This window comes from Bacillus sp. DJP31 (assembly GCF_049310945.1).
Classification (GTDB): Bacteria; Bacillota; Bacilli; order Bacillales; family SA4; genus Bacillus_BS.
In genome coordinates this window covers 42,013-67,885 of sequence record NZ_JBMERO010000011.1, presented here as the reverse complement: position 1 = coordinate 67,885, position 25,873 = coordinate 42,013, and the positions used below count along the sequence as shown (strand labels likewise).

Genomic DNA, 25,873 nt, shown 5'->3' with positions numbered 1-25,873 from the left:
ACGAATGTCCACTCAAAATAATCGATAAAAAGTATATTATTTGAATAATGAAACCAATCCTGATAAACTTATAAGTATAATAAAACTTCATATTCAAAGGGGAGTAGCTTTTACAATAAAGTCGTCAGTACAGGATTTTTTTGGTCCTCGGCTTTATTTGGCAACATGCAACATTGTTGTTAGCGAGACCTTTGCCAATTCTGGTAAAGGTGCCTCTATGTATAGAACACTTTTACCATTGGGTAGAAGTGTTTTTTGTATCACTTTAAAAAATTCGACAAAAAGGGTGATTTCAATGTTAAAGAAGATTATTAAAGCCTTACTTAAAAGCAAGTCACACTCAAAGCATCACTATTCAAGTAGTGATTATAAAAAGAAGCATTACGGTCAGCATCCTTCAAGCTACGGTCACGGGTATTATAAGAAAAAACACAAATCTGGTGGTTTTTTCGGGAAGTCTTATAGCAGCAGCTGATGCAAAATTGGATAGCTGATCTCCTAGAAAGACCGCTAAATATTCATTCATTTTTGCATAATCGTTATAAAGTCATACGTTTCATTGGAAAAGGAAGCTACGGAATGGTGTACCTTGCCCTAGATCAAGAAGCAATGAAAACGGTAGTTGTAAAGCAGTTGCGTAAGAGAAAGAGTAAAGTGAGACTTGGGTTACTGCAGAGAGAGGCAAAAATGCTAGCCTCTCTCACTCATCCTTCGATCCCTAGGTTCATCGATTTCTTTCAAGAAGATCAAAAGAGTTTTCTTGTCATGGAGTTTGTGGATGGGAGAAATGTAGAGGAGCTCCTATTTCATGAGGGGCGGACCTTCAATGAAAAAGAAAGCTTGCAGTTACTTTTAGAGGTTTTGAAGGTCGTGGAGTACTTACATCAGCAAAAGATCATCCACCGCGATCTTCGTTTACCCAATATTCTAATCAACGAACAAGAAGTATTTGTTATCGATTTTGGCCTTGCAGCTGTATTGGGCAAACAGATAGATCCTATCTCGCTTGAATCCATGCCCTTAGAAAAAAGATTGTACCGTGAAATGTCTGTTACAAGTGACTTTTATGCATTAGGACAGTTTTTACTGTTTCTATTGTATTCTCAATATGAGGTTACTAGAAAGAAGGATCTTAGCTGGGAAGAGGAGCTAATTCTTCAGCCAGAGACTATCATGATTATTCGGAGATTGCTTAAGTTGAATCGTTGTTATGAGGATGTTAGGGACATTATTACCGATATTGAGAATGCAATGATCTTAAACAGTAGTTGTCTACAAAAGGATGAGACCACTTAGCCATTAGGTTACGTGGTTTTTTCACATTGACAACTGATTTAATTCCAAAAAGATGTCGGTTTTAGCTCTTCAAATTTAAGCATTAGATTTTGTTATGCCTATCCTGTGCAAGAAGCACTCCCACTGTAATACCTGCTGCAAGTCCTAGACACCTCCGAAAATTTGTGAAATGGCAACGATGATCAATGTCCTTCGATATAACTGTCTTCGCCTTTTAGGAGAATAAATGTAACGTCGCAACTGAGCAGGTTGACTTTCTAAATTAGTAGAATCAACTTCTTTATTTTTATATGAAATCCTTATAAGAGTCTGTTCAAAAAGGAGGACAAAAAGAGCAAAGAAGTTCGAGGAAGCGAAGTCTTGAGCACCGGAGCGTATGTTTTGTATACGTGAGGAGCGGAGAGACGAGCTGACGAAGAAATTTGAAGCTATTTTTGCCGGACTTTTTGAACACCCTCTATAAGTCCACATTACCGAGTTACGGACTTTTATTGTGTCCTCCTAAAACTCTGTAGTCAGGAGGAATATAGCTTTCTACTGTAAGATGTTGATGACCAATTGTTTGCCAATTATACTAACTCAACACATCATTCATTGTAAAAAGAGAAATGGATTTAAGTTGATCTAAACTTTTTCTTTATTTAAAGTATGCATAAAAAGGCCTATTGGTTTTTAGATAAAAAGAGAAGCTAAGCTGATAAGCTTTTACTCTATGATACTTCTCTGTCCAACCTCAATAGGAGAATTGATGGATATTGCGGATGCAGGTGAATTAATGCCACCGAAGTCCACCTGGTTTGAGCCTAAGCTTAGAAGTGGATTGTTAATCCATCTTTTCAATTAAAATCTATTAAATAAAAGGTAAGAGAGTTATTAACTTCGGGTTAGTAGCTCTCTTACCTTTTTGTTCTGAAAGCAATACAAACATAGTGCAGGAGTGACTAGTTTAGAAGTATAATAGGGGTACATAAGCTATGGGCGGAGAGATTTCAATTGAGAAGAAATGTGCAGCAGTGTTTGATTACCATCCTACTATTGATAACTAGTTTCTCCATGTTTCCGATTAGCATAACTTCTGCTGCTGTTGATGTAAAAGCAAATGTTGGTATACTAGATCTTCAAAATTGGAACTTTGAACAGAACGGTGCTGTCAAGCTACGTGGGGAGTGGGGAATCTATTGGAATGAGTCACTTATACCAACAGGCGAACCTACTACATTTGTAGATTTCCCTCATATGTGGTTGGGCTCCAGGGTTAACGGTGAACTATTATCAGGACATGGTTTAGGTACGTATTCACTAAAAATCCAATTAAGCGAGGACACCTTAGGCACTCCAAAAGCAATTCATCTACCACTAATATCGGGTGCTTCAAAGCTTTGGGTGAATGGTCTACTCGTCAAAGAAATCGGTACCATTGGAACATCCTTAGATACCGAATATCCCGCCTATGATCCTGAAGTCATTTATATTGATGCGAATCAAACAGAAATAAACCTGGTTCTCCAAGTATCTAATTTTTCAGAACGAAAAGGTGGTATTTGGAATGATCTCCTTTTTGGAAATGCTGAGGACCTTGCTAGTCAAATCGAGCAGCGATACATTCAAGAAATGTTTCTTATTGGTGCCTTAAGTATTTTCGGAGTCTATCATATCATTATGTATTTATTACGAAGAACTGAAAAATCAGCCCTTGCTTTTGGACTCCTTTGCTTACTCATCTCCGTTCGGACGATGGTTGTGGGGGAGGTATTGCTTACTGAGTTTTTACCCGCAATCTCTTGGGAGTTGTTGAAGAAAATTGAATATTGGACGATAAGTCTTGGTATTCCTATTTTCGTCATGTTTTTACACTTCATTTTTCCGAAATATATTCATAAAAAGGCTCTTAATAGTCTTTTAACCATAAGCATTTTGTATTCCCTTTTTGTTCTATGTACACCAGCTCGTTTATTTACACAAACGATTAATTTCTATCAAATTATTATACTATTAACCATGTTTTATGTTTTAGCCGTATTTATTAAAGCTTTAAGGAAAAATGAACCGGGTGTAAAAATTCTGTTTGGCTCAACCATCATCTTTACAATTACGGTGATTAACGACATTCTCTATTATAATGAGTGGATAGACAAAGGTGATTACACAGGTTTAGGATTATTTATTTTCATCGTTGCACAGTCCATTACATTAGCTATCAATTATGCAGCTACCTATCACAAGTTAGAAAGTACCTCCACAAAGTTGATAGAATTAAATAACACCTTGGAAGAAAAGGTAAAAGTGAGAACCTATGAATTAGAGCACTCCCAAATGGAATTGGAAAAAGCAAATCAAATGCTAGAGAAGCTCTCCAATATTGATTCCTTAACCAATGTACCGAATAGGAGGTCGCTCAATCGTAAGTTTGAAACTGTTTGGGGCTCTGCCAAACAAACAGATCATCTTTTAACTGTTTTCATGATTGATATCGATTGCTTTAAGCTCTTTAATGATACGTATGGGCATCAATTGGGGGATAATGCGCTCAAAGCTGTGGCTGGGGCATTGCAAAGTGAAACTGAGAAAAGCGATGGTTTCCTTGCAAGGTATGGAGGAGAAGAATTTTTCGTTTTGTTTGAAGGAAAGTCCTATGATGAAGGTGTAAAGATTGCAAAATCACTTAACCTATTCATCTTTGATTTAAATATTAAACATGCAACCTCAACTGTTTCTGACAGGGTGACGATAAGTATAGGAATAGCCCAATTAATGGTTTCAGAAGAAATTAATCCTGAAGAACTACTTAAAAGAGCAGATAAAGCCTTGTATGGATCTAAGGAAGCAGGGCGTAATACTGTGAGTTACTATAAAGATTTAGATAGTTTGGAATTTTTATAAAATGAATAGATTTGTCTCGGACTAACAAGACTCTTGGTTTATAACAGGAGTCTTATTATTTTGTTGTAGTTGCATACCTTAAAAGTATCACATAGCTAGCATATTGATAGCAGTTATATACATGTGGTTGAACATGCATTGATCAAACAAGATGATATTGCTAATTGCGATCATTACCTATAATATTAATCTATTATGAATTAAAGGGGATAGAATATTGCGTATACTAAATTGGGTTTCTATATATGATGAGGTGACTAATACCACTAATTAAGGAGATTAAGATGACAATTAATTATTCAAATTTTTTTAAAGGAAATAAGGTTCGACTGACTGCTTCAAGACATGAAGACGCAGAGATCATGGTAAAGTGGTTTGAAGATGCAGAATATCTTCGTAATGTAGATACGGATATTGCTAGGCCAAGAATGGTAACTGAGCTTGAATCAGAGGAAAAATCAGGTCCCAACAGTGCATACTTTCGTATTCGTACCTTGAAAGACGATGAATTAATCGGATTTGTGGTGATTCATAACATTGAATGGAACAATCGTGTAGGATTACTGGCCATTGGAATAGGAGAATCAAAGTTTCGTAATCTAGGTTACGGACAGGATGCCTTGCAGCTTATTCTTCGCTATGCCTTTCACGAATTGAATTTAAACAGAGTTGGTTTGGATGTCATTGAATACAATCAAAAGGCAATTCATGCCTACGAAAAGATTGGATTTCAGAAAGAAGGTAGGATGAGAGAGGCTGTTTTCCGCGACGGTAATAGCTACGACAGGATCATTATGAGTATTTTACGTTCGGAATGGGAAGCTTTGAATTTACATTAAATCAAATAAAAGAATGCCTGTCACCAAATCAATGGTAGTCAGGCATTCTTTTTAAATAGATTGGCTTTCCTGTTGAACAAGTGACAATGCAAGTTGCTTTGAAGCAACCATTTTATCAATCAATACATATAGTACTCCAGCAATCATGCAACCAATGCCTAATGAGATAAACATAACATTTCCCAATGATCGGTCTAATAGATAGCCAGATAGGAGGGGACCAATCGCTCCACCAAGAATCCATTGAAGACCTGAAGCCCCCATATAGGTGCCACGTAAATGTTCGGGTGCTAGGTTGGATATGAACGTCATTTGAACAGGACTAATCAACATTTCACCTAAAGTATAGATGCCATAAACTAGCAGTAAAACAATCATAATAACTGTATAGCCTGTTCTTTCATCGTAAAAGTAATAAGGTAACCATCCAATTGCCATCTGACCTAGCCCAAATAGTAAAGTTCCAAGAATCATAACAGACCCTATTCTTTTTTTACCAGCCCAGCTCGCAATAGGAAATTGAAATAAGACAACGAGTAGTCCATTAAATGCCATTAAGTAGGGAAATGGATTCATCTCAGGTGATAAGTGTTTTAACTCGCTATCAAAATGAAGGGGTAGCATCCCTTCTGTTTGTGAAAATGACATCGAGATTACAACTCCAGTTAAGACAAAGCTTAGCAAGATTTTATCCTGGAGGAGTACCTTTAATGGAGAAGGTAGCTTTTCATTTTCTTGGTAACTGGTTTGCAATGAATGGTTTTTATCTTTCTTTGGTAAGCTTTCGCGAATAAATAGTGCAACGACAATCGCATAAATGATGACCGATGAGGCGGCGATCATAAATATGACTGATTTAGAAAATAGGATAATGGATACTCCTAATAGTGGACCGATAGCTGCTCCAATATTATGACCCATTCGTAAAAGTCCGAAAGCTTCCGTTCGATTTTCTGGCTTAGTAACGTCGGCTACCATGGCAGACGCTGCTGGGTGAAAGAGAGAATTGAAAAAGCCCATAAAAGCCGACAAGATGACAAAAGCAATAAAAGTATCAAAGAAGATAAATCCAATCATCACAAGTCCATTTCCGAACATGGACCAGACCATTACTGGTTTTCGCCCATAAAGATCTGCCATTTTTCCGCCAAGCATCGTCCCAAATACGGAAGCAATAGGAGCAACAGACATAACGACTCCGACCAGCCACAAGGAGTCAACCTTATCTTTTAGGTAGAGAGCAAAGAACGGCATAAGCATCATAAACGCAGTACCATTTATTGCCTCACCTACAAATCGAATCCAAACATTGCGATCCATTCCCTTAAGCTGCCTAAATGAATTCATTTTCTCACCTTCAGTCCGATTAGATTGTTTCATTTTAACCTAATATATAGGGAATTCTCCCTTTTTTAAATTTTTAATTTATTTACAACTGGTTTGTATACTGTAATATAATTATGTAAACTAAAATATTGATTTTCTATCAAATCGAAAAGAGACCCCAAAAGGGTCTCTTTTTTAGATGATCAACACTACAGCCCTTGCTGATCTCGTAGGTGTTGCTCTGCCATGGCGATCAGACGTTTCGTCATTTCTCCACCAACAGAGCCGTTTGCTCGTGCGGTCGTATCGGCACCTAGCTGAACTCCAAACTCACTGGCGATTTCTTGTTTCATTTGATCCATTACATTAGCAGCACCAGGGACTAATAGTTTGTTTCTTGCCATGTTACAACACTCCCGGACGAAGAATTTGAACCAACGTAAAGAAGGTTCAATAATAACTTAACCATCTGATATGAATTTCTTGCACTATGATTGTATTTATATTTCTTGGGAAACCGCAGGAAATAACAATATTTTTAAATAAACTTCGTTTGCAAAGGCATAGAAAGTCATTTATTGTAGAAAAACGGTTGTTTTGTTGCTAAATGGGTTAGCCCACGACACTCATTTTGGCTTTAGCATATTATCTGTTTGATTTTTCCATTTAGTGAATTACCCCAATCAATCAACATTGTCTGATATAATTTAAAGATACTAAAAATGACAACACAAGGTGATCACAATGCAGCAACGATTTTATAACAGTCCACTCGGTTCTCCACATGATAAAATTCCTGTTGCAAGTTTAGCAGAAACAGGAAACAGTAAGAATATCGTATTGAATCACGAGGAGGATTCTTTATATTTCAGATCCTTAGAACAAAAAGGCATCTTTTTAAATCCGGCTCAAATTGAAGCTGTTCGACATAATGAAGGTCCACTATTAACACTAGCTGGTGCTGGTTCCGGTAAAACATCCGTTCTTGTTTCTCGGACAGGCTACTTGCTCAATGTCCATGGAATTAACCCTAGACATGTATTGTTAATGACATTTTCAAAAAAAGCAGCCGATGAAATGAAAGAAAGAATTGGCTTACTACCTGGCCTAAATAGAGCAACGGCAAGTGTTGTTCAGGCAAGCACCTTTCATTCCTTCTTTTTAACGATTCTAAGAAGTCGTGGGTTTTCAGAAGAAATACTAAGTAGTGATCGACATCGTCAAATTGTAATGAAGCAATTAATGAGAGAACTAAAGATGAGTGATACGTTTCAACCAGAAACTCTATTGTCCCTTTTTTCATCATATAAAGTGAATATGGTGCCTGATGAAGACTTTCCAGCAAAAACGGAAAGTGAGAAGGAAGTTAAAAAGTTGCACCAAAAATACGAGGAGTGGAAGAATCGGAACCATAAGTTTGATTTTGATGATATTCTTGTCAAAGCCTATCATTTGTTACAAGAGACGCCAGGACTTGTCAATGCACTTCAAGACCGATTTCACTATATCATGGTGGATGAATTTCAAGACACGAACTTGTTACAGTACGAGTTGGTGAAAATGATGACAAGATCTCCTTACAATTTATTTGTCGTGGGGGATGATGACCAAACCATCTATTCGTTTAATGGGGCTAGGAATGAGTTTATCCTCCAGTTTGACCGAGAATATCCAACAGCTAAAACGATAACGTTGGATATAAATTATCGGTCTTCCCAATATATTGTCGGACTTGGAAATGAAGTGATTAAACACAATCAATATCGGAAGGTAAAAACACTTCAAGCAATAAAAGAGAATACGGTTCAACCGAAGTTCAGCCGGCCAGCAACGACTGACGATGAAGCGAAATGGATTATAGAAGATATAAAAGAAAAAGTCGTAAAAGGAACTCATAGCTATGACGATTTTGCGATTTTACATCGAACTTCAAGCAACAGTAGGGCCATTTTTGAAACACTTATGCTGGAGAAATTACCCTTTATTTTGTATTCTGGAAACCACAAGCTCTTTTATGAGCATTGGACGGTAAAACCACTTGTCGATCATTTAAAGCTAGCTATCGAACCAAGAGATTTCGATGCAATGGACGGTATGATTACGACTCTTTATATCCAACGGGAAAAGGGAATGGATTTTATTTGGCATCAGGAGCAAGCCGGCTCTAAGAAATATCCCCTTATCCATCTTGTAGCCTTCCCAGGTTATAGAAGCTTTCAAATAGAAAAAGTGAAAGAGCGTGTACAACTTTTAAAGAGTATAAAAGAAATGGAGCCAGCTAGTGCCATTAGGAAGCTGCGATCAGACTTTTATGATAAATTCTTAGAAGCAGAAGGTAAGCAACAGGCAACCATTCAAAAGGAAGATATCAAAGAAATGCTAGATGAATTAGAAGCCTCTGCTAGAAGGTTTTCTAACATCCAAGACTTCTTGCACTTTATTGCAGAAGTGATTGAACAGCACACGCAGTTGAAAAAAGGAAAGGTACAAGAACAAAAGGCCATTTCTTTAATGACCATTCATAAGGCAAAAGGGTTAGAATTTCGTACGGTCTATTTAATCGGTGCTTCTGAAGGAATTTTGCCACATGTGACGGCACTCGAGGCAGGAAACATGGAAGAATTCGGGACAAAGGAAACAGCTAGGTTAAAAATAGAACGAGCCATTGAAGAGGAAAGACGTTTAGCGTACGTTGGTATTACGAGAGCAAAAGAAGAGTTGTATATTACTTCTCCTGCCTATTACCGTGGCAAGAAAGTGGAGGTTTCGAGATTTTTACTTCAAGCTTTTCCAAGTAAAAAAGGTCCTGAAACGAAACAAAAGAGGATTGCAAAGGCACTAAAAGGTGAAACCATTCTTGCATGGGTATGTAGCAGTGATGATTGTATCGCTTGGCAACGGGTAACAAGTTATGAAGAATCACAGCTAAACACTAAGGAATGCCCGATTTGTAAATCAAACATGAAAATGGGTTCGAAAGAGATTTAATTAAAAGCAGAAGTAACCGTCATTTGTTAAGGTTACTTCTTTAGTTCAATACATTATGAAAAATTACATACCTCTTAGTAGTTGTAGACAAGTAAGCACTAGGCTATGCTTAATGATAGCTTAGAAATGAAAGGAATGCTTCTTATGAGTAAACGATTAGTTTTAGCCGAAAAACCTTCTGTTGGCCGTGACATTGCAAAGGTATTAGGCTGCCATCAAAAAGGAAATGGCTTCTTTGAAGGAAGTCAATATATTGTCACTTGGGCCTTAGGGCATCTTGTAACTTTAGCAGATCCTGAAACGTATGATGAAAAATATAAAGCGTGGAAGCTAGAAGACTTACCCATGCTTCCATCCTCCTTAAAGTTAACGGTAATCAAACAAACAGGCAAACAGTTTCAAACCGTGAAAGCACAACTCGGTCGAAGTGATGTGTCAGAGGTGATTATCGCAACGGATGCTGGGCGTGAAGGGGAGCTTGTAGCAAGGTGGATCCTAGAAAAAGCACGCGTTCAAAAGCCAATTAAAAGACTTTGGATTTCATCTGTCACAGATCGTGCCATAAAAGAAGGCTTTTCTAAGCTTCGAAGTGGGAAAGAGTATGAGAACCTATACGCTTCTGCTGTTGCTAGGTCAGAGGCTGATTGGTTTGTTGGGATCAATGCAACAAGAGCCTTAACAACAAAGCATAATGCGCAGCTTTCGTGTGGTCGTGTTCAAACACCTACTCTTGCCATGATTGCCAAGAGGGAGGAAGAAATCAAATTCTTTAAACCAAAGCCTTTTTATGGTTTAAAAGTTCAAACAGACAAGCTAACATTAATCTGGCAGGATCAAAAATCAAAGGACTTTAAAACCTTTGGCAAAGATCGAGTGGAAGAAATGTTCAAGTCCTTACAACAAAAAGATGCTGGGTTAGTGGATGTTACAAAGCAAGCCAAAAAGACCTTTTCTCCACAGCTTTATGATTTGACCGAGCTACAAAGAGATGGTCATAAGCTTTTTGGATTTTCAGCCAAAGAAACACTATCCATCATGCAAAAGCTGTATGAACAGCATAAAATTGTGACCTATCCAAGAACGGATTCCAGGTTCCTTTCTTCTGATATGGTGGATACATTGAAGGATCGTATAGAGGCAGTGATGGTTCCTGGCTATGCACCTCTTGCCAAAAAAGCATTGAGGACAATGAAACCTAGCAAATCTTTTATTGATGATAGTAAAGTAACAGATCATCATGCAATCATTCCAACTGAAAAGAGTCCAGATATTCGTTCCCTAAGTGAAAAAGAACGAAAGATATACGATCTAATTGTAAAGAGATTCTTGGCTATGCTGTTTCCACCATTTGAGTATGAGCAAACAACTGTTACTGCTAAAATTGGAACAGAAACGTTTATCGCAAAGGGAAAAGTAGTTATATCTGCTGGTTGGAAAGAAGTGTATGGAACCTATATAGATGATGAGGAAAAGGATGATACGACTGAGCAACTCCTTCCATCTGTTCAAAAAGGGGAAAGACTGAAGGTGGTAAGCATCTCTCAAACAACAGGTGAAACAAAGCCACCAAGTCGATTTAATGAAGGAACTCTTCTTACTGCGATGGAGAATCCATCAAAATTTATGGCAGGAGAAAGCAAAGAACTCATACAAACAATTGGGAAAACAGGTGGCCTTGGAACCGTAGCCACTAGAGCGGACATTATCGAAAAACTTTTCAATAGCTTTCTTCTCGAGCAAAAGGGAAAAGAGATTTTTATAACGAATAAAGGGAAACAGTTGTTAGAATTAGTACCCGAGGATTTGAGAACTCCTGCTTTAACAGCAGAATGGGAACAGAAGCTTGAGCTCATTTCAAAAGGAGCCCTCAAAAAGGAAACGTTTATTCACGAAATAAGAGAGTACACAAAAACAGCAGTGAATGAAATTAAGAATAGTACGACAAGGTTTAAACATGATAATATGACGGGTACGAAATGTCCAGATTGTGGAAAGCTTATGCTTGAGGTGAATGGAAAGAAGGGTAAAATGCTTGTTTGTCAGGACCGTGATTGTGGACATCGTAAGAATATTATGATGGTGACAAACGCCCGTTGTCCAAATTGTCATAAAAAACTTGAGCTCCGTGGGCAAGGCGAAGGACAAATGTTCACCTGTAAATGTGGACATCGCGAAAAAATGTCAACCTTCCAAGAGCGGAGAAAGCAAAACCAAAACAGTAAAGTCTCAAAGCAAGAAGTCAACAAATATATGAAGAAGCAAGATGACGAACCAATCAATACAGCATTAGCCGATGCATTGGCTAAGCTAAAACTAAAAAAATAATAGAAGTGATAGACTATCTTATTTTAAGGTAGTCTATTTTTTGGCTATTTTCGTATACTTTGTTGCTATTTAACCAAAAGAGGTGGATGATTTCCTCTACCGGATTCTAGCTTTCCGCGAGGCGGGTTAAAAGGGGAGACCAGCCATATATTTTTTTCAGGTATTTGCTAAGCCTATGGCTAGATGCAGTTCTTGCGCTTTCTTTCAATGATCCTCCTTTTCTAGTCCTTTTTTAAGAAGCTTGGACATAAAATGTACAAGTTAGTCAAAAAGGATTCGGAGGGATTCGTTTGAGTTTTAGCATAGTACTCAGCTACATTTTCTTAGGAATTACATTAGCGGCACCAATTGGTCCAGTGAATTCAGTCCGTTTAGATAAAGGACTTAAAAATGGTTTTTGGCATGCATGGGTTGTGGGAGTTGGTTCGATGCTAGCGGATGCCATATTCATGGCCCTTGTATATTTTGGGATTGTTCATTTCTTAGACTCACCGCCCATTCAAATTTTCCTTTGGCTTTTTGGAGGATTTGTATTAATATATTCCGGAGTAGAGAGTATACTCAATGCGAATAAAATTAACCTTCATCAGATACGGAGTAAGGATTCGTTAGTAAAGTGTTTTTTAACCGGTTTTATTATGTCGATTTCAAGTCCATTATCTATCTTATTTTGGCTAGGTATATATGGATCCGTGTTAGCTAAAACAGCAGCTACATATGGTACTGCTGAGCTATTACTCTATAGTTCAATGATATTTGTTGGACTTGCAGTCTGGGATCTCTTTGTGGCAAGCCTAACCAGTGGTTTCCGCAGATATTTAAACTTAAAAACGATTATCTTCATTTCAATATTTTCAGGCTTGTCACTCATTGGTTTTGGTGTTTATTTTGGATTTGAAGGAATTAAGGCTCTATTAAGTTAAATAGGATAGAAGTAGAAATAAAATAAAGGTCATTTATACAAACGAAATTCCAAGTGCTGAATCTCTTTACGAACTATACGATTCTCTTAATTGTAATTCTCTTAATTGGAATGATTTCTTAAAGCTTTCGGAAGAACAGTTACATCAAGCGATCGTTCAAAGCTGGTATGTGATCAATGCATATGATGGGGAGAAATTGATAGGAACTGGACGTGCCATTTCAGACGGAGTGACAAATGCTTATATTTGCGGTGTAGTGATGGATCCGATTTATCAAGGTCAAGGTATAGGGATTGAAATCATGAAGCAACTAAAGAGTAAAAAAAGAGAGTGTAATCTTCATTTACAGTTATCTTGCACCGATGAAATGATTCCTTATTATGAAAAGCTTGGCTTTGAGGTGTTTGCGTCAGGTATGAAAGCCATTTAATCAACAAAAAACGCAACAATTGGATTTCTTCCAAGTGCTGCGTTTTTGCGTGTCTTAGTTTGCTGACATTACCTTGTTTCGGCCACTATTTTTAGCTTCATAAAGTGCATGATCTGCATCCTCTAATAGGTTCTCCGGTAGGCTAGTACTTGGAATATTTGCTACACCGATTGAAACGGTAATAGAAATTTCTTCAAAGCTTGCTAAAACAAATGGATGATTTTCTATTTGTATTCTGATTTTTTCAGCTATGCTCACACCTTTTGATAGGGAACAGTCTGGTAGGATAATCGAAAACTCTTCTCCACCATTTCTTGAAACAGTATCAAATGATCGCACATTCTGCTGAAGTATTTCTCCTAACTGCTTTAAAACTAAATCCCCATTTTGGTGACCGAACGTGTCATTAACTTTTTTGAAATGATCAATATCTAAGTAAAACAACGTAAGTTCTTCACTTCGAGTATGGTAGTTTTCTAATGAATGGTTGTAGATTTCATCAAACTTACGATAGTTATTCAACCCAGTTAAATAGTCAACTGAGGATTGTTCTTGGTAGATCTTATAAGAAGTAAACATACTTCTCTGAAATGTAACTAGGTATATGCTAAGAAACCCACTAGCATAGGTAAGTGTCCAATAAATCGGGTACAATGTTGTTAATATTGATTTATCGTTCACAAGAAAAAATAAAAAAATACTAAAAACGATATTCGTGTAAGTCATTTGTAACGATGCTTTTATCCATAGATTTACTTTTAATCTTCCGATCGCTATAAACCCTATAAACAAAAGAAGCATTAGAAATAAAGCGCTAATGGAGGATACATTATAACCCCCGAGGATAAACCTTCCTATTATTATGACTACTGTACCAATAAGAGCTGGAACAAAACCCCCAAATAGAGTCACAATCATAAGAGGAATATGTCGCAAGTCGATAAGTGTCGTATCTATATGAATCGCAAAAAACATTAAAACAACACTTAATAAACCGCTACTTAATCCAGTAAAAGCCTTCAAAGGGAGTTTGGAATCTATGGTGAGGGGGAAATTTCTAAAAAGATGCATGTATATAAAAAGAAATGAAATTAAAATTGTAAAATTTATGAACATATCTCGTAGCATTTTAATCACCTATTTTCTTCCAACAATATATATAATAAGCTAAAAGTACTAGAAAAACAATTGATTATTCATTCAGTTAATAATTTAATTTACTTTTTCAGGAAGTTTTGAAGGATTTTCTCATCTTGTGTGGAAATATTATTATTTACATAACAATACCCAAGGATGTGCGATTTCATTGAAAAAAATTCTTTATGGAAAAAAAGTAACACTTAGAACGATAGAATCATCAGATCTTCCCTTTCTTTATGAACTAATATATGGCGAAAAAGAACCCGCATGAAAAAAATTTGATGCACCTTACTTTACTCTAAAACATCTATCATTTGAGGAATTTTTGAACAACCATGAACAGAGATCAAGCTCACATGAGATGGTCACTGAAATGGTCATTGAGTATGATGGACATATAATTGGAAGACTTAATTATTATTGGGAATATGAGCGGACTAGGTGGCTTGAGGTTGGCATATCTATTTACTCCCCAAATCACTGGAGTGGTGGTTTTGGGCAAGAAGCCCTAGCCTTGTGGATTGATTTTCTGTTTGAAAATTTAGAAATTGAAAGAGTTGGACTTACAACATGGTCGGGTAATCCAAGAATGATCCGTTGTGCTGAAAAAGTCGGAATGCGTCTTGAAGGTAGGATGCGGAAATGCAGGTATTACGAGGGTACTTATTATGACTCGATTAGGATGGGAATTCTTAGAGAAGAGTGGGATTCCTTCAAAAACAGCGTGAATCATACTATTTAGCGAAAAAGAGAGTAGAACCCTATGTCAAAAGAGAAATCAAGAGAAGGGTGTTTTCTAGTATGAATTTTTTAAAACTAACAATAAAGCAAGCTATGATTTATTCCGTGTCAATCCCTTCACCATTCTCACCTAAACAGGCTGAGATATTCATAAAGTCACTCTCTACAAAATTTCAACATCGAGAAGAAACGAAGCATGAAATAGCAAAATGTATAGTTGAGGTAGTAGAGAGAACACCAGGTAACCATCTAGTCTTCTTTCCTTCCTATCACTATATGCAGTTACTAGTAGATGAATTAGAGCAACTTGATATGAAGGCAAAGATGATATTTCAGGATTCTGAAATGTCTGAGAAAATGAGAGAGGGATTCTTATCGGAATTCCAACCGAATCCTCCCCAAACATTAGTTGGATTTGCCGTACTAGGGGGAAGCTTTTCAGAAGGTATAGATTTAAAAGGAGATCGACTAAATAGTGTGATTGTTATTGGGGTAGGTCTTCCGCAACTATGCCTTGAAAGAAGCATCATGAAAGATTATTTTCATTCAATCGGTAAGAATGGTTACAACTATGCCTATATGTATCCAGGAATGAACAAGGTATTGCAAGCAGGTGGGATGTTAATTCGATCCGAATACGACAAGGGCAAAATCACCTTAATTGATGATCGTTACTTAACACCTGATTATCAATCAATGCTTCCAATACAATGGATGAATTACAATGTACTCTAAAGCAATGGCTCTTTTCTAATAGATTGTTGCTTTAAGCGACCGTTGATCAAGATGGGGTACGACCGAGATACGTGTAAAAAGGGGTCATAGCGTGGGGTAAATTTCCATCTATAACCCTTTTAGCTTTTTTTCGTTTAATACTATACAGGAATATCGCCCTCGATTGGTTGTGGGACATTTTCTAAATCGATCATATAGTCTCCGAAACGTTTTATATGCCTAGTCAAATATGGGCTAAGCATGACAATATCTTCTTTTGAAAATACATAGCCTTCTTTAGAAAGTTCCCACAAAATAAGTGTTAGGTCACATACATTTTGGAATATTACTGCGTTGGCAACTAAATCATTATATTTAATTCGCTTTTCTTGTTCTTCTGGATCAAGAATGGTAAATATGTTGATATAGCACCAAATGGTACAATTGTCTCTTTTGGAAAACAATAGATAGAGGAGATGGAAAATGGGCAATTGGAAAGATATTAATATTCAAGGAATTGCAAGAATAGAAAAAGTTGTTGGAGAATTCATTGTGTGGGAGTTAGATAAAACCCCTTATGGTAAATTTAAAGTAAAAATTATTGAAAATCTTCAGGGAACGTTTACTGGTTACCCAAATATAGAATTAAAAAATAAAGAAGATGGTTCACCTGAATGGGTTTCAGGAATGGGACAAACTATTGACGAGGCTTTGGAAGATACCCTTAAATGTTTTTTAGAAATGATAAACGAGAGAGAAGAATTAACCGAGGATAATTTTGAATGGTCTGACCGATATGATTTCTAAGCTAAATTAAAAGATTTTTGTTTGTAATCTAAAGAACTTTGAGTTTCATTAACTCAAGGTTCTTTTTATAAATGATGAATATAGGAGATATGTTTTTACCTTAAGGTGTACTACCAACATACAAATGTCGGTGGTACACCCTTAAGAATATACTATAACAGTCACAAAAAATACTGATCAGGAATCAGGTGATATTGTATATAAGATTGTTCAAATATAATTGTCGTTGTAACCGGGTTTCCTTTAGCATCCTTATTCTAGTAAGCTTTTAAAATAGAACGGAGTAAAAAGAGTCATGTAATGGTGTCTTTTTCCACTCTATGACCCTTTTTTACATGTATCTCGGTCATATCCCAAGATGTTGATTGGAACGGATATGCGAGACTCCTACTTAGAGCAGCGGAACAGGTGAGCCCTCACACACAGGCTTACCTCCCGACTCGTGGAAAGGGAGCCTCCTCTCATTAGAACCAACCACACATCCATTCGGGTAAATAGCAATGAAGTTTACGAAAACAACCAAAACAAAAAAGGGAACCACCTTTTAAAAAAATCAGGTGATTCCTTTTTCTTATCGCTGAGGAAATAGGATAGTAACGGTAGTACCAATTCCTTCCTCACTATGTATGTTTAAAGTACCACCATGACTCTCAATAATTCTTATTGTGGTTACTAACCCTAGGCCAGTTCCTCTTTCCTTTAGAGTATAAAAGGGTTGACCAATGTTAGGTAACAGTTCTTTCGGAATACCAGAACCGGTGTCTTGAATGGTTAATCTAATTTCTGAATCGGTTTTAAATGTACTGATGTCAACTTTTCCACCCAATGGCATGGCTTCCATTGAATTTTTTATTATATTAATAAAAGCTTGTTTTAATTCATTCGTATCACATAAAAGAAGAATTTCTCTGTTTTCATCATGTAATTGAAGCTGAACATTATGTAAAAGAGCTTCAGGATGAAGCAAATTCGTAATATCTGTTAGGATATTGAGTAGATTTGATTGTTTAAGATTCTTTGCTTGTGGCTTGGCTAAGATTAAAAAATCGCTCGTCACTTGGTTGATTCGGTCTATTTCAGTAAGAATGACATCATAATATTGAGTTGAGCTGGATTTTGATTCTCGCATTACCTGAACAAAACCTTTAATACTAGTTAACGGATTTCGGATTTCGTGAGCAATTCCTGCTGCAAGCTGACCAACAACTGCTAGCTTATCGGAAACTCTTAATAACTCCTCTGAATTCTTTCTTTCTGAAATATCTCTAATAACCAATTGGACACATCGCCTGTGGTTGTACTGACAAATAATGGCTTTTGATTCTACAAAAATAGGCGTTCCATCTTTGTGTATGAGTTCAATTTCGATCATTTCAAATAAGATGTCTGATTTTTGGGCATAAGCCTCTTTTTGCCGGCTCCGAATCATTTCATGTTTAGTAGGGTTGGTGAAGTCCAAGATTGATAGTCCAATTGCAGATCCAAGTTCATACCCTAGTAATTGATAAATAGCTGGGTTTGCGTACAATATCGTACCTTGATCATGGATAATAATACCATCAGGATGATTTTCTACTAATGTCTTGTATCTTTCATCGCTTTCCTGCTGCTTTTGAATGCTTTTGTTTTCCAAAATCATGTGTAGGATGTAACTAAAAATAGACGAGATAAAAAAGTAAGGAATGATAACTAAATAAAGAATTTGATTCGTAATCAATATATCTAATACAAGAAGAAAAAATAGTAGGGTGATAAATGCTGTGACAATTATAATACAAGATAGAATAAACGTTTTCCTTTTAGTTATGTTCAGTATTTGTTCCCTCCCCAAGCACGTAACACTCTCCTTTCGTGTTTGAATACTCTCCTAAACAAAGATATGGAATCTACCTTTTATCATACCAAAATTACCAAAAAATGAAAGAGTGTTTTATAGCTTTAGCTGATTTTACTAGCAAATTATTTAAGCATGTGTAGAGTACTGGAATTAAGCATTGTAGAAAAAAAGTGAGACAAGACGCTGTCCAATTTAATATTAAACAAAGTCCCTGTCCCCTTGAACCTATATGAGATTCCAGTGCGATCTATACCGATTTAGTGTTGCTCAGTGTAGCGTTCTTCCGTTTGACTAAGTGTGGAATTAGATAGATTGCCAAAATAGCGACTATTACATGCAAGATATGAGCAGGTCCTACATATTGACTCTGAAGCTGTGTTTCTGCCATAACTGTATTACCAATAAAAACAAGTGCAGTAAAAATAGAAAAGAAAAGCACTGGGCGGCTAGTAGTTTTTAAGAAGTAGAATAGAATTGCGCCTAGTAAAGGTGAGAAAAAGCTTGCAAATCCGACAAAAGCAACATAAAGCTGATTTCTATTTTCTCCAATCACTTGTACTTCAAAGTTAAAGAGTAGACTTAATGAGAAAAATATTAGGACTGATACAAGGGCAATGACAGCACCTGAAAGTAAACCTGAAAGAATATAAGATGAAAAAGATGTTTTATACATATTTTTTTCCTCCCTTTTTATATATCTTATTCCAACCAAAAAGCTTTATGATCTTCAGCATACTGCTCGAAAGAGATTGGCATTTTATTTAATAACACTTTTAGATTGGAAGTTATAGTAGTAGCAGCACCCATTTTAGTTAAGAAATAGAGCATAGTCATTACATTTGCATACTCTTTCTTAATCCCCCTTTTAATGGAGGTATTTCGAAACTTTATAATACCTGGATTCTTATAGACGATTTCCCTACCTAGAACCTTTGAAAGTATTGTAGCAACTTGATGATAATCAAGGGCTTTAGCACCTGTTAATGTGTATGCTTTCCCAATATGCCCTTGTTCCGTTAAACAAACGGCAGCAACTTCTGCGATGTCACGAGTATCAATAAAGCTTGTTTTGGCGTTGCCTACTGGAAGATAGAGCTCATCTCTTAACCGAATATCATCCTGATGTGTAGTGTTTAGATTTTGCATAAAAAAGCTTGGTCTTAAGAAGGTGTAAGGTAATCCGGAAGAAATCATCATATCTTCGATTTTTTTGTGAGGAGCAATCGGATTTTTTTCCACACCCATTAGTGAAATGAAAACGACTTGTTTTATTTTCTTCTTTAATAAAGCATCTAAAAACGGCTTCATATCCTTTTTAGGCTTAGCAAGTTTTGGAGGACGAACTAAAAATACTTTGTCAACATCCTTTAGAGCATGATCAAAGGTAGCGGGATTTAAGAAATCAAATGGAACCACTTCAACATTAGAATTATTGTGTTGATTAATTGAGTAGGTAGCTCCTTTTACTTGCTGACCTCGTTTCACTAATTCATCGACGACATATCGTCCAATATTTCCAGTTGAGCCGGTAACAAGGATTTTACTCATGTTTTTCCTCTCCTTCCTTCAAGTTTGCATTCATTCGTATTAGCGTCTCTATAAGGGTACCAATCTCACTTTGACTAAAACCAGTTAAGGCTTTTTTGACAGTTAAGTGGCTAATTTCTTCGAGTAAGGGCTAAGCCCCCCAGAATTTACGTATTGGAATGAATTGAAAAATTCAATAGGAGCCGATCCTTGTGTTACTGTATTAAATCTTATTGAACTACCTAAAGAGGCAGGATATTTAATCCCTATTTTAGTTGAAGATCAGGAAATAGCTGAAGCTTTAGCGACGATTCTAACTCTTCAAAAAGATTTAGGTAATCTTACTATATTTGTAGCCGTCCTCTCCCAAGGACAATTGGTCAGTCCAATTGGGAGTAATCTAACACCTGAAGACATCGTGAAATTGTATACAACTGCATTCGAAACAAATCGATTTTTTAAATCTGTGGTAGCACAAGAAGTTTTTTTGGGAGATGTGTCAGTGTTTCCAGTATTTAAAAAAAGTGTTATCCAATTTTTCAACGATGATTTATCTGACCTTTTTAGACACTTTAATGCTGTTGCAGCCGAAGTATTTAGGGACGTATTAAGAGGTGAGATTAATAACATTATTATTAATCCTTCAACAACAGATAAGAAATGAGTTTGGACATATTATCAATCCTTATAAGTTAATAAACTTTGAGGAACATAATTAAAAACAGCAGGAACCGAGGAGGGTCCTGCTTTTCTAATCTATCGTTTTATAGTGAATTAAGACCAAAACGACACCAAAAGCGAATATCATTTGTACAAAGCAAAACTTTGTTTTTATTGATATAAAAGGTATTTATCTTTAAGTTTATACAATTTGTTTTTTGAGAGGAACGAGGGGACGGGTACCTTGTTCCAAAATAATGCGACTAGGGACCTGTCCCCTTATCTAACATAGCTGTGTCGATTGTATTTATTTCTATTGCTACACTTTTCTTTTTTTTCAATTGTAAATAATAATGAGCCTACAACCCCAACAAATGATAACTCTGGGGAAGATAGTAGTATCGTCGTAGAAAATGAAAAGTTACAAAACCAATTATCATCAATTGAAGAGAGAGAAGAAGTAAGGAGAATTACTGAAGAAATTGCTCGAAAATTTTTACTTGCAATGTCACTAGGGGATAGAGAAGCAATTGAACCATTACTTTTACCAGGAACAATTTGAGAAGATGACCTTTCAATTCCTTTCAGTGTTACCTTTTATTACTCGGTTAGCCGCTCACTTTGCGGCATGTTGTTACAACGGATCACATGATAATTTCATCTGATCCTTTTTTAATATATGGTAATTATACATAATTATTAGTGGGGATTCTACTTTTATGGTAATTTATTGGGGTGTTTTATCCAATTATATCATCAGGAATAGACCATTTGTTTTTTTGTGGGTTTTGTTGGGTTTATTGAATTGCTGTATATATTTAAATATATTGAAAGAAGCAAGAACAAGGGGACGGGTACCTTGTGGCAAAATGATGTGACACCGGACCTGCCCCCTTGTCTCTAGAAGAAATGAATCGATATAACGAGAATAAGAAGTGGAGTACAGAGGACAGGAAAACTGTTAAAACAGAACAGGTGGGTACAGTGGCTAGGCCAAATGAATTTAAATTGGATACTACAGCTGGTGAGGATAGGTGAGTATCACGGAAAAGTCGGTTTTTAAGTAGCTGGATGAAAAAATTACTTGGCTAGTGGGCCTGTCCCCCACAGATCTAAAGCGTTAACTTACCGGGGGTAGCAAGAATCGTCCCAGGAGTCCACATGCCAATTTTGTTCTTTTAGAACAGGAACGGTCAAGATTCAAATGAAAATTTCAATCTTAGTAAATAGTTTTTAAAAGGCGAATGTGCCCTTTTTTACCAGAAAAGCAAAAAAAGTATAGAAGATACTAAATTATTACTATATGTTAACGCTTTCAAAGTAAATAAAGTGTTTTATGATGGAAATGTAGCAAATTAGTTTTACATTCGAAGGGGGAATTTTTAGTGAAGAAGGTATGGAGATTATTTTCCGTTTTAATCGTAGCTGCACTGTTAACTGGTATGTTAGCAGCATGTAGTAGTACAACTGGTGGAAGTAGTAAAGTGAGTGTAGGTATTGTTCTCCCAACAAAAGATGAGCCAAGATGGGTACAAGATGAGAAACGCTTTAAAGATGCAATAGGTAATTCTGATTACACGACTGAAATTTTATTCAGCCAAGGCTCTTCTGCGAAGGAAAAAGAAAACGTAGAAACTTTACTTAACAAAGGGATTAAAGTATTAATTATTGCTCCTCACGATGGTGCAGCAGCTGGTTCTGCAGTAGAAGCAGCGAAAAAAGAAGGAGTAACGGTTATTTCTTATGACCGTTTAATTACTGAAACAGATGCAGTTGATTATTATGTAACGTTTGATAGCGTGGCAGTAGGTGCTGCTCAAGCTCAATATTTAATTGATAATGCTGAAGGTACAAACGTACCACTATACCTATATGCAGGTGCTTCTTCTGATAACAACGCATTTTTATTCTTTGAAGGTGCTTGGAAAGTTCTTCAACCAAAAATTGCAGACGGCACTTTCGTAATTGCTAACTCTAGTGAAGCAGAGGCATTAAAAGACAAGCAAGAACTTACTCGTGATGAATTAGGAAAAATTCTAGGTCAGGTTACAACAAACTGGGATCCAAACGAAGCGAAAAACAAAGCGCAAACACACTTAACAGCAGCAGGTGCTAACCTAAAAGGTGATATAGCGATTTTAGCTCCAAACGATGGAACCGCTCGTTCTATTGCAGATGTTTTTGGTACAGACTCTGACATTTCTAGTTTCGTTGTATCAGGTCAAGATGCAGAGAAAGCTTCTATTCAATACATCATTGATGGCAAGCAAGCTATGACAGTATTTAAAGATGTTCGAACTCTAGTTGCAGACGCAATTGGTTTGGCAATCGACGTTTTAGATGGTAAAACACCTTCTACAACGGGTTCTTACAACAATGGAGAAGTTGATGTAAAAGCAAAACAAACAGACGTAATTGTCGTAGATCAAGAGAACGTGAAGAAAGAACTAATTGATTCAGGATACTACGAAGCTAGCGAGTTTACTGGACTATAAAATTAACAAATAAATGCTTACGTGATAGTAATCAATCTAGGATTACTATCACGTAATTATTATAGCTGTTTTGTTTGGAGGGAATTTAGGATGAGCGAATATATTCTAGAGATGAATCAGATTTCAAAGGACTTTACAGGAGTTAAGGCGCTCGACAATGTCAATTTCAGGGTGAAGAAGGGTGAAGTTCACTGCTTAGTTGGAGAGAACGGGGCTGGAAAATCGACTCTAATGAAAGTACTTAGCGGTGTTTATCCTTATGGAACTTATGAAGGGGATATTGTTTACGAAGGGAAGGTAGAACAATTTAATAAAATTAACGATAGTGTGAATGCGGGTATCGTTATCATTTACCAGGAGTTAGCTTTGTTTCCTGATCTCACAGTCTATGAAAATATATTTGCTGGCAATGAAATTAAGCAAGGAGCTTTAATTGACTGGAACGAAACGATTATTGAAGCAAAAAAACTACTAAAAAAAGTAAACCTCGATGTTAACCCGGAGACACTAGTTAAAGACTTAGGAGTAGGGAAACGTCAGTTAATTGAAATTGCCAAAGCGTTAAGTAAAGACGTAAAGCTTCTCATTCTTGATGAACCGACTGCAGCTTTAAATGAGGACGACAGTGAAAATTTATTAAACTTACTTGATGGTCTCAGAAAACAAGGGATTACCTGTATTATGATTTCTCATAAATTGAAGGAAGTTATTAAGATATCTGATAGTGCAACCGTTATTCGTGATGGGCAAACAATCGGAACACTAGATGCCTCCAAAGGCGAAATAACAGAAAATACTATTATAAAAAATATGGTAGGACGCGAAATTCAAGATATTTATCCGAAACGTGCTAAGAAATCATCCGAAGAAAAGGTGCTAGAGTTAAAGAATTGGTCTGCATACGATCAAAAACTTGGTAGACATGTTGTGAAAAATGCAAATCTGAACGTTAAAAAAGGTGAAATTATTGGTTTGGCAGGCTTAATGGGCTCTGGCCGAACGGAACTTGCTCTTAGTATCTTTGGTAATGCGAAATCTTATAAATTGCAAGGTGACTTACTGTTGGATGGAATTCCAAAAGTATTGAAACATACAAGTGATGCAATTAAAGCTGGTATTGCGTACGTTACTGAAGATCGTAAGGGGGATGGATTGTTTTTATTGCAAGATATTAAAAGCAATATTTCTGCCGCTAATTTACATGGAATTGCTACCAATGGAGTAATCAACGACAACGAAGAGATTAAAGTAGCAGATGGATATAAAACTTCATTACACATCAAAGCTGCATCTTTAGAACAGCTTGTTGGAAAATTAAGCGGTGGTAACCAGCAAAAAGTTTCGTTAGGTAAGTGGCTGTTTGTTGGCCCTAAACTCCTAATATTAGATGAACCTACTCGTGGAATTGACGTGGGTGCAAAATTTGAAATTTATACGGTGATGAACAAGCTGATTGAAGAGGGATTGAGTATTATTATGATTTCTTCTGAGCTTGGTGAAATATTGGGAATGAGTGACAGAGTATATGTCATGGCCGAAGGAGAAATTAAAGGCGAATTACCAATAGAAAAAGCCGACCAAGAAAAAATAATGCAACTTGCAACACAATAGGAGGCTAAACCAATGACTTTAATAAATGACGTGCTAACGTTAATTAGTAAAAATATACGTGATTACGGAATGTACATTGCCTTATTTGTCATCTTTCTGATTTTTACTATTTTAACAGATGGCTTATTTATTTCTTCTCGTAATATAAGTAACTTACTAGATTCTGCAGGTTATATTGCGGTTCTTGCTGTCGGTGTTATGCTGGTCATTGTCATTCGACATATTGACTTATCCATCGGGTTTTTAGCAGGATTCCTTGGGGCGATTGCCGCTATTCTTTTAATGCAGTATGGTTTCCCTGTCTATATCGTTATACCTATAATTTTACTACTTGGAATGATTGCTGGTTTGTTTACAGGCATTCTTGTTGCAAAAGTAGGAATTCCTTCCTTTGTAGCAACACTAGCTGGTTGGTTAATTTATCGTGGTGCGATTTTACAAGTAACTGAAAAGTCTGGTACAATCGTCGTTCAAAATGATGCTTTTAATGCAATTGGAAATGGATTCATTCCCTCCATCATGCAAATAAATGGATTGCATTTACTATCTTTATTAATTGGTCTACTTGGAATAATCCTTTACAATTATAGCGCAATATCTAATCGTTGGAACAAAAAGAAGTATAATTTTGAAGTAGTTTCAAAGCAGGTTTTTATTTTACAACTTGTATTCGTTTCGGCTATCATGGCCGCAATTACATGGATTTTAGCTGGTTATAACGGTTTCTCTTGGACAGTTATTATTATACTATTAGTTGTGCTTGTCTATCATTTCTTTACAACAAAGACAGTACTTGGAAGACACATTTATGCAGTCGGTAGTAATCCAGAAGCTGCACATTTAAGTGGGATTAACGTTAAGAAAATTACGTATATTGTTTTCGGTTCTATGGGACTACTATCTGCTTTATCAGGTATTCTATTTACCTCTCGCCTTCAAGCAGCAACGACAACTGCTGGTACACTATTCGAGCTTGATGCAATCGCAGCTGCGTACGTTGGCGGTGTATCTGCAGCAGGTGGGGTAGGTAAAGTAACAGGAGCCATCATCGGAGCCATCGTAATGGCATCCTTAACGAGCGGGATGAACTTACTAGGTGTAGGAATTTCCTATCAATATATGATTAAAGGTGGCGTACTAGCCTTAGCCGTAATCTTCGACGTTATGACAAGAAGAAAAGGAATTTAACTATCTCTTATATCCTTAAGTAGAGAAGCAAGCGGGCTTTCACCAAGAAAATTGGGGAAGCTTTTTTGCATAATTCCTTTATTATTATAATGCAGTTTAGTTACTAGGCTGATAGAATCAAATTAAATGGACATTCAAAGTTGTTA

General features: G+C 36.5%; 21 protein-coding genes and 3 pseudogenes. 16 read left to right on the top strand and 8 right to left on the bottom strand.

The features are described 5' to 3' along the window. Window positions 1-295: 295 nt before the first annotated feature. Together ACOI1C_RS11970 and ACOI1C_RS11965 are read left to right on the top strand one after the other, a co-directional pair. Window positions 296-475: a hypothetical protein gene (locus tag ACOI1C_RS11970; protein ID WP_422510756.1), complete on the top strand. Its 180-nt coding sequence runs from the start codon at window positions 296-298 to the stop codon at window positions 473-475. Then, on the top strand, window positions 475-1,296 hold the full coding sequence (locus tag ACOI1C_RS11965; protein ID WP_422510755.1) for a serine/threonine protein kinase: 822 nt from the start codon (window positions 475-477) through the stop codon (window positions 1,294-1,296). Before ACOI1C_RS11970 ends, ACOI1C_RS11965 begins: the two co-directional genes overlap by 1 nt. Window positions 1,297-1,399: 103 nt before the next feature. Here ACOI1C_RS11965 and ACOI1C_RS11960 read toward each other — a convergent pair. Next, a pseudogene (locus tag ACOI1C_RS11960) lies at window positions 1,400-1,593 on the bottom strand (MFS transporter); the annotation flags it as partial. 696 nt (window positions 1,594-2,289) lie between these two features. Between ACOI1C_RS11960 and ACOI1C_RS11955 the strand changes: the two are divergent. Then, window positions 2,290-4,176 (top strand): sensor domain-containing diguanylate cyclase, encoded by a 1,887-nt coding sequence (locus ACOI1C_RS11955; RefSeq protein ID WP_422510754.1) that lies wholly within the window; start codon window positions 2,290-2,292, stop codon window positions 4,174-4,176. A 284-nt stretch (window positions 4,177-4,460) separates the two neighbouring features. Next, entirely contained in the window at window positions 4,461-5,015 is a 555-nt protein-coding gene (locus tag ACOI1C_RS11950) for a GNAT family N-acetyltransferase (protein ID WP_422510753.1), read from the top strand. A 51-nt stretch (window positions 5,016-5,066) separates the two neighbouring features. Here ACOI1C_RS11950 and ACOI1C_RS11945 read toward each other — a convergent pair whose 3' ends face one another. Together ACOI1C_RS11945 and ACOI1C_RS11940 are read right to left on the bottom strand one after the other, a co-directional pair. Next, the gene (locus ACOI1C_RS11945) at window positions 5,067-6,362 is read right to left on the bottom strand and encodes an MDR family MFS transporter (protein ID WP_422510752.1); all 1,296 of its coding nucleotides are present in this window, start codon (window positions 6,360-6,362) and stop codon (window positions 5,067-5,069) included. A gap of 188 nt (window positions 6,363-6,550) precedes the next feature. Then, window positions 6,551-6,745 (bottom strand): small, acid-soluble spore protein, alpha/beta type, encoded by a 195-nt coding sequence (locus ACOI1C_RS11940; protein WP_422510751.1) that lies wholly within the window; start codon window positions 6,743-6,745, stop codon window positions 6,551-6,553. A gap of 340 nt (window positions 6,746-7,085) precedes the next feature. Here ACOI1C_RS11940 and ACOI1C_RS11935 point away from each other — a divergent pair, with 340 nt between their 5' ends. The 4 genes from ACOI1C_RS11935 (at window position 7,086) to ACOI1C_RS11920 (ending at window position 13,007) form a co-directional block, all read left to right on the top strand. Then, window positions 7,086-9,329 carry a UvrD-helicase domain-containing protein gene (locus ACOI1C_RS11935; protein ID WP_422510750.1) on the top strand — a complete coding sequence of 748 codons (2,244 nt, stop codon included), beginning with the start codon at window positions 7,086-7,088 and terminating at the stop codon, window positions 9,327-9,329. A 144-nt stretch (window positions 9,330-9,473) separates the two neighbouring features. Continuing rightward, window positions 9,474-11,654 carry a DNA topoisomerase III gene (gene topB, locus ACOI1C_RS11930; RefSeq protein ID WP_422510749.1) on the top strand — a complete coding sequence of 727 codons (2,181 nt, stop codon included), beginning with the start codon at window positions 9,474-9,476 and terminating at the stop codon, window positions 11,652-11,654. A 290-nt stretch (window positions 11,655-11,944) separates the two neighbouring features. Then, on the top strand, window positions 11,945-12,577 hold the full coding sequence (locus ACOI1C_RS11925; RefSeq protein ID WP_422510748.1) for a LysE family transporter: 633 nt from the start codon (window positions 11,945-11,947) through the stop codon (window positions 12,575-12,577). A 22-nt stretch (window positions 12,578-12,599) separates the two neighbouring features. Continuing rightward, window positions 12,600-13,007, top strand: a complete 408-nt coding sequence (locus ACOI1C_RS11920; RefSeq protein ID WP_422510835.1) for a GNAT family N-acetyltransferase — start codon at window positions 12,600-12,602, stop codon at window positions 13,005-13,007. A 54-nt stretch (window positions 13,008-13,061) separates the two neighbouring features. Here the strand turns inward: ACOI1C_RS11920 and ACOI1C_RS11915 are convergent, their stop codons facing one another. After that, window positions 13,062-14,078, bottom strand: coding sequence for a diguanylate cyclase (locus ACOI1C_RS11915; protein ID WP_422510834.1), 1,017 nt, complete (start codon window positions 14,076-14,078; stop codon window positions 13,062-13,064). 235 nt (window positions 14,079-14,313) lie between these two features. Here ACOI1C_RS11915 and ACOI1C_RS11910 point away from each other — a divergent pair. Together ACOI1C_RS11910 and ACOI1C_RS11905 are read left to right on the top strand one after the other, a co-directional pair. Further along, window positions 14,314-14,889 (top strand): annotated as a pseudogene (locus tag ACOI1C_RS11910) (GNAT family N-acetyltransferase). A gap of 59 nt (window positions 14,890-14,948) precedes the next feature. After that, window positions 14,949-15,623 (top strand): helicase C-terminal domain-containing protein, encoded by a 675-nt coding sequence (locus tag ACOI1C_RS11905; protein ID WP_422510747.1) that lies wholly within the window; start codon window positions 14,949-14,951, stop codon window positions 15,621-15,623. Between the two features lie 140 nt (window positions 15,624-15,763). Here ACOI1C_RS11905 and ACOI1C_RS11900 read toward each other — a convergent pair. Next, window positions 15,764-16,021: pseudogene (locus ACOI1C_RS11900) on the bottom strand (Tn3 family transposase); the annotation flags it as partial. Between the two features lie 64 nt (window positions 16,022-16,085). Between ACOI1C_RS11900 and ACOI1C_RS11895 the strand changes: the two are divergent. Beyond that, window positions 16,086-16,409 carry a hypothetical protein gene (locus ACOI1C_RS11895; RefSeq protein ID WP_422510746.1) on the top strand — a complete coding sequence of 108 codons (324 nt, stop codon included), beginning with the start codon at window positions 16,086-16,088 and terminating at the stop codon, window positions 16,407-16,409. Between the two features lie 571 nt (window positions 16,410-16,980). On the opposite strand, the gene ACOI1C_RS11890 is transcribed toward ACOI1C_RS11895, so the two are convergent. From ACOI1C_RS11890 to ACOI1C_RS11880, 3 genes are all read right to left on the bottom strand, one after another. Further along, complete coding sequence (locus tag ACOI1C_RS11890) at window positions 16,981-18,240, bottom strand: ATP-binding protein (RefSeq protein ID WP_422510745.1); 1,260 nt, start codon at window positions 18,238-18,240, stop codon at window positions 16,981-16,983. A gap of 253 nt (window positions 18,241-18,493) precedes the next feature. Beyond that, window positions 18,494-18,919 carry a hypothetical protein gene (locus tag ACOI1C_RS11885; protein WP_422510744.1) on the bottom strand — a complete coding sequence of 142 codons (426 nt, stop codon included), beginning with the start codon at window positions 18,917-18,919 and terminating at the stop codon, window positions 18,494-18,496. A gap of 26 nt (window positions 18,920-18,945) precedes the next feature. Beyond that, a complete protein-coding gene (locus tag ACOI1C_RS11880; protein WP_422510743.1) occupies window positions 18,946-19,794 on the bottom strand; it encodes an SDR family oxidoreductase in 849 nt (282 codons plus the stop codon). A gap of 163 nt (window positions 19,795-19,957) precedes the next feature. On the opposite strand from ACOI1C_RS11880, the gene ACOI1C_RS11875 reads away from it, so the two are divergent. The 5 genes from ACOI1C_RS11875 to ACOI1C_RS11855 all read left to right on the top strand — a co-directional run bounded on the left by ACOI1C_RS11875 (window position 19,958) and on the right by ACOI1C_RS11855 (window position 25,727). Then, the gene (locus ACOI1C_RS11875) at window positions 19,958-20,437 is read left to right on the top strand and encodes a hypothetical protein (protein ID WP_422510742.1); all 480 of its coding nucleotides are present in this window, start codon (window positions 19,958-19,960) and stop codon (window positions 20,435-20,437) included. Between the two features lie 297 nt (window positions 20,438-20,734). Next, window positions 20,735-20,995: a hypothetical protein gene (locus ACOI1C_RS11870; RefSeq protein ID WP_422510741.1), complete on the top strand. Its 261-nt coding sequence runs from the start codon at window positions 20,735-20,737 to the stop codon at window positions 20,993-20,995. Window positions 20,996-21,875: 880 nt separating this feature from the next. After that, window positions 21,876-22,928, top strand: coding sequence for a sugar ABC transporter substrate-binding protein (locus ACOI1C_RS11865; protein ID WP_422510833.1), 1,053 nt, complete (start codon window positions 21,876-21,878; stop codon window positions 22,926-22,928). A gap of 90 nt (window positions 22,929-23,018) precedes the next feature. Continuing rightward, window positions 23,019-24,539, top strand: a complete 1,521-nt coding sequence (locus ACOI1C_RS11860) for an ATP-binding cassette domain-containing protein (protein WP_422510740.1) — start codon at window positions 23,019-23,021, stop codon at window positions 24,537-24,539. A gap of 12 nt (window positions 24,540-24,551) precedes the next feature. Continuing rightward, complete coding sequence (locus ACOI1C_RS11855) at window positions 24,552-25,727, top strand: sugar ABC transporter permease (protein ID WP_422510739.1); 1,176 nt, start codon at window positions 24,552-24,554, stop codon at window positions 25,725-25,727. The last annotated feature ends 146 nt before the right edge of the window (window positions 25,728-25,873 follow it).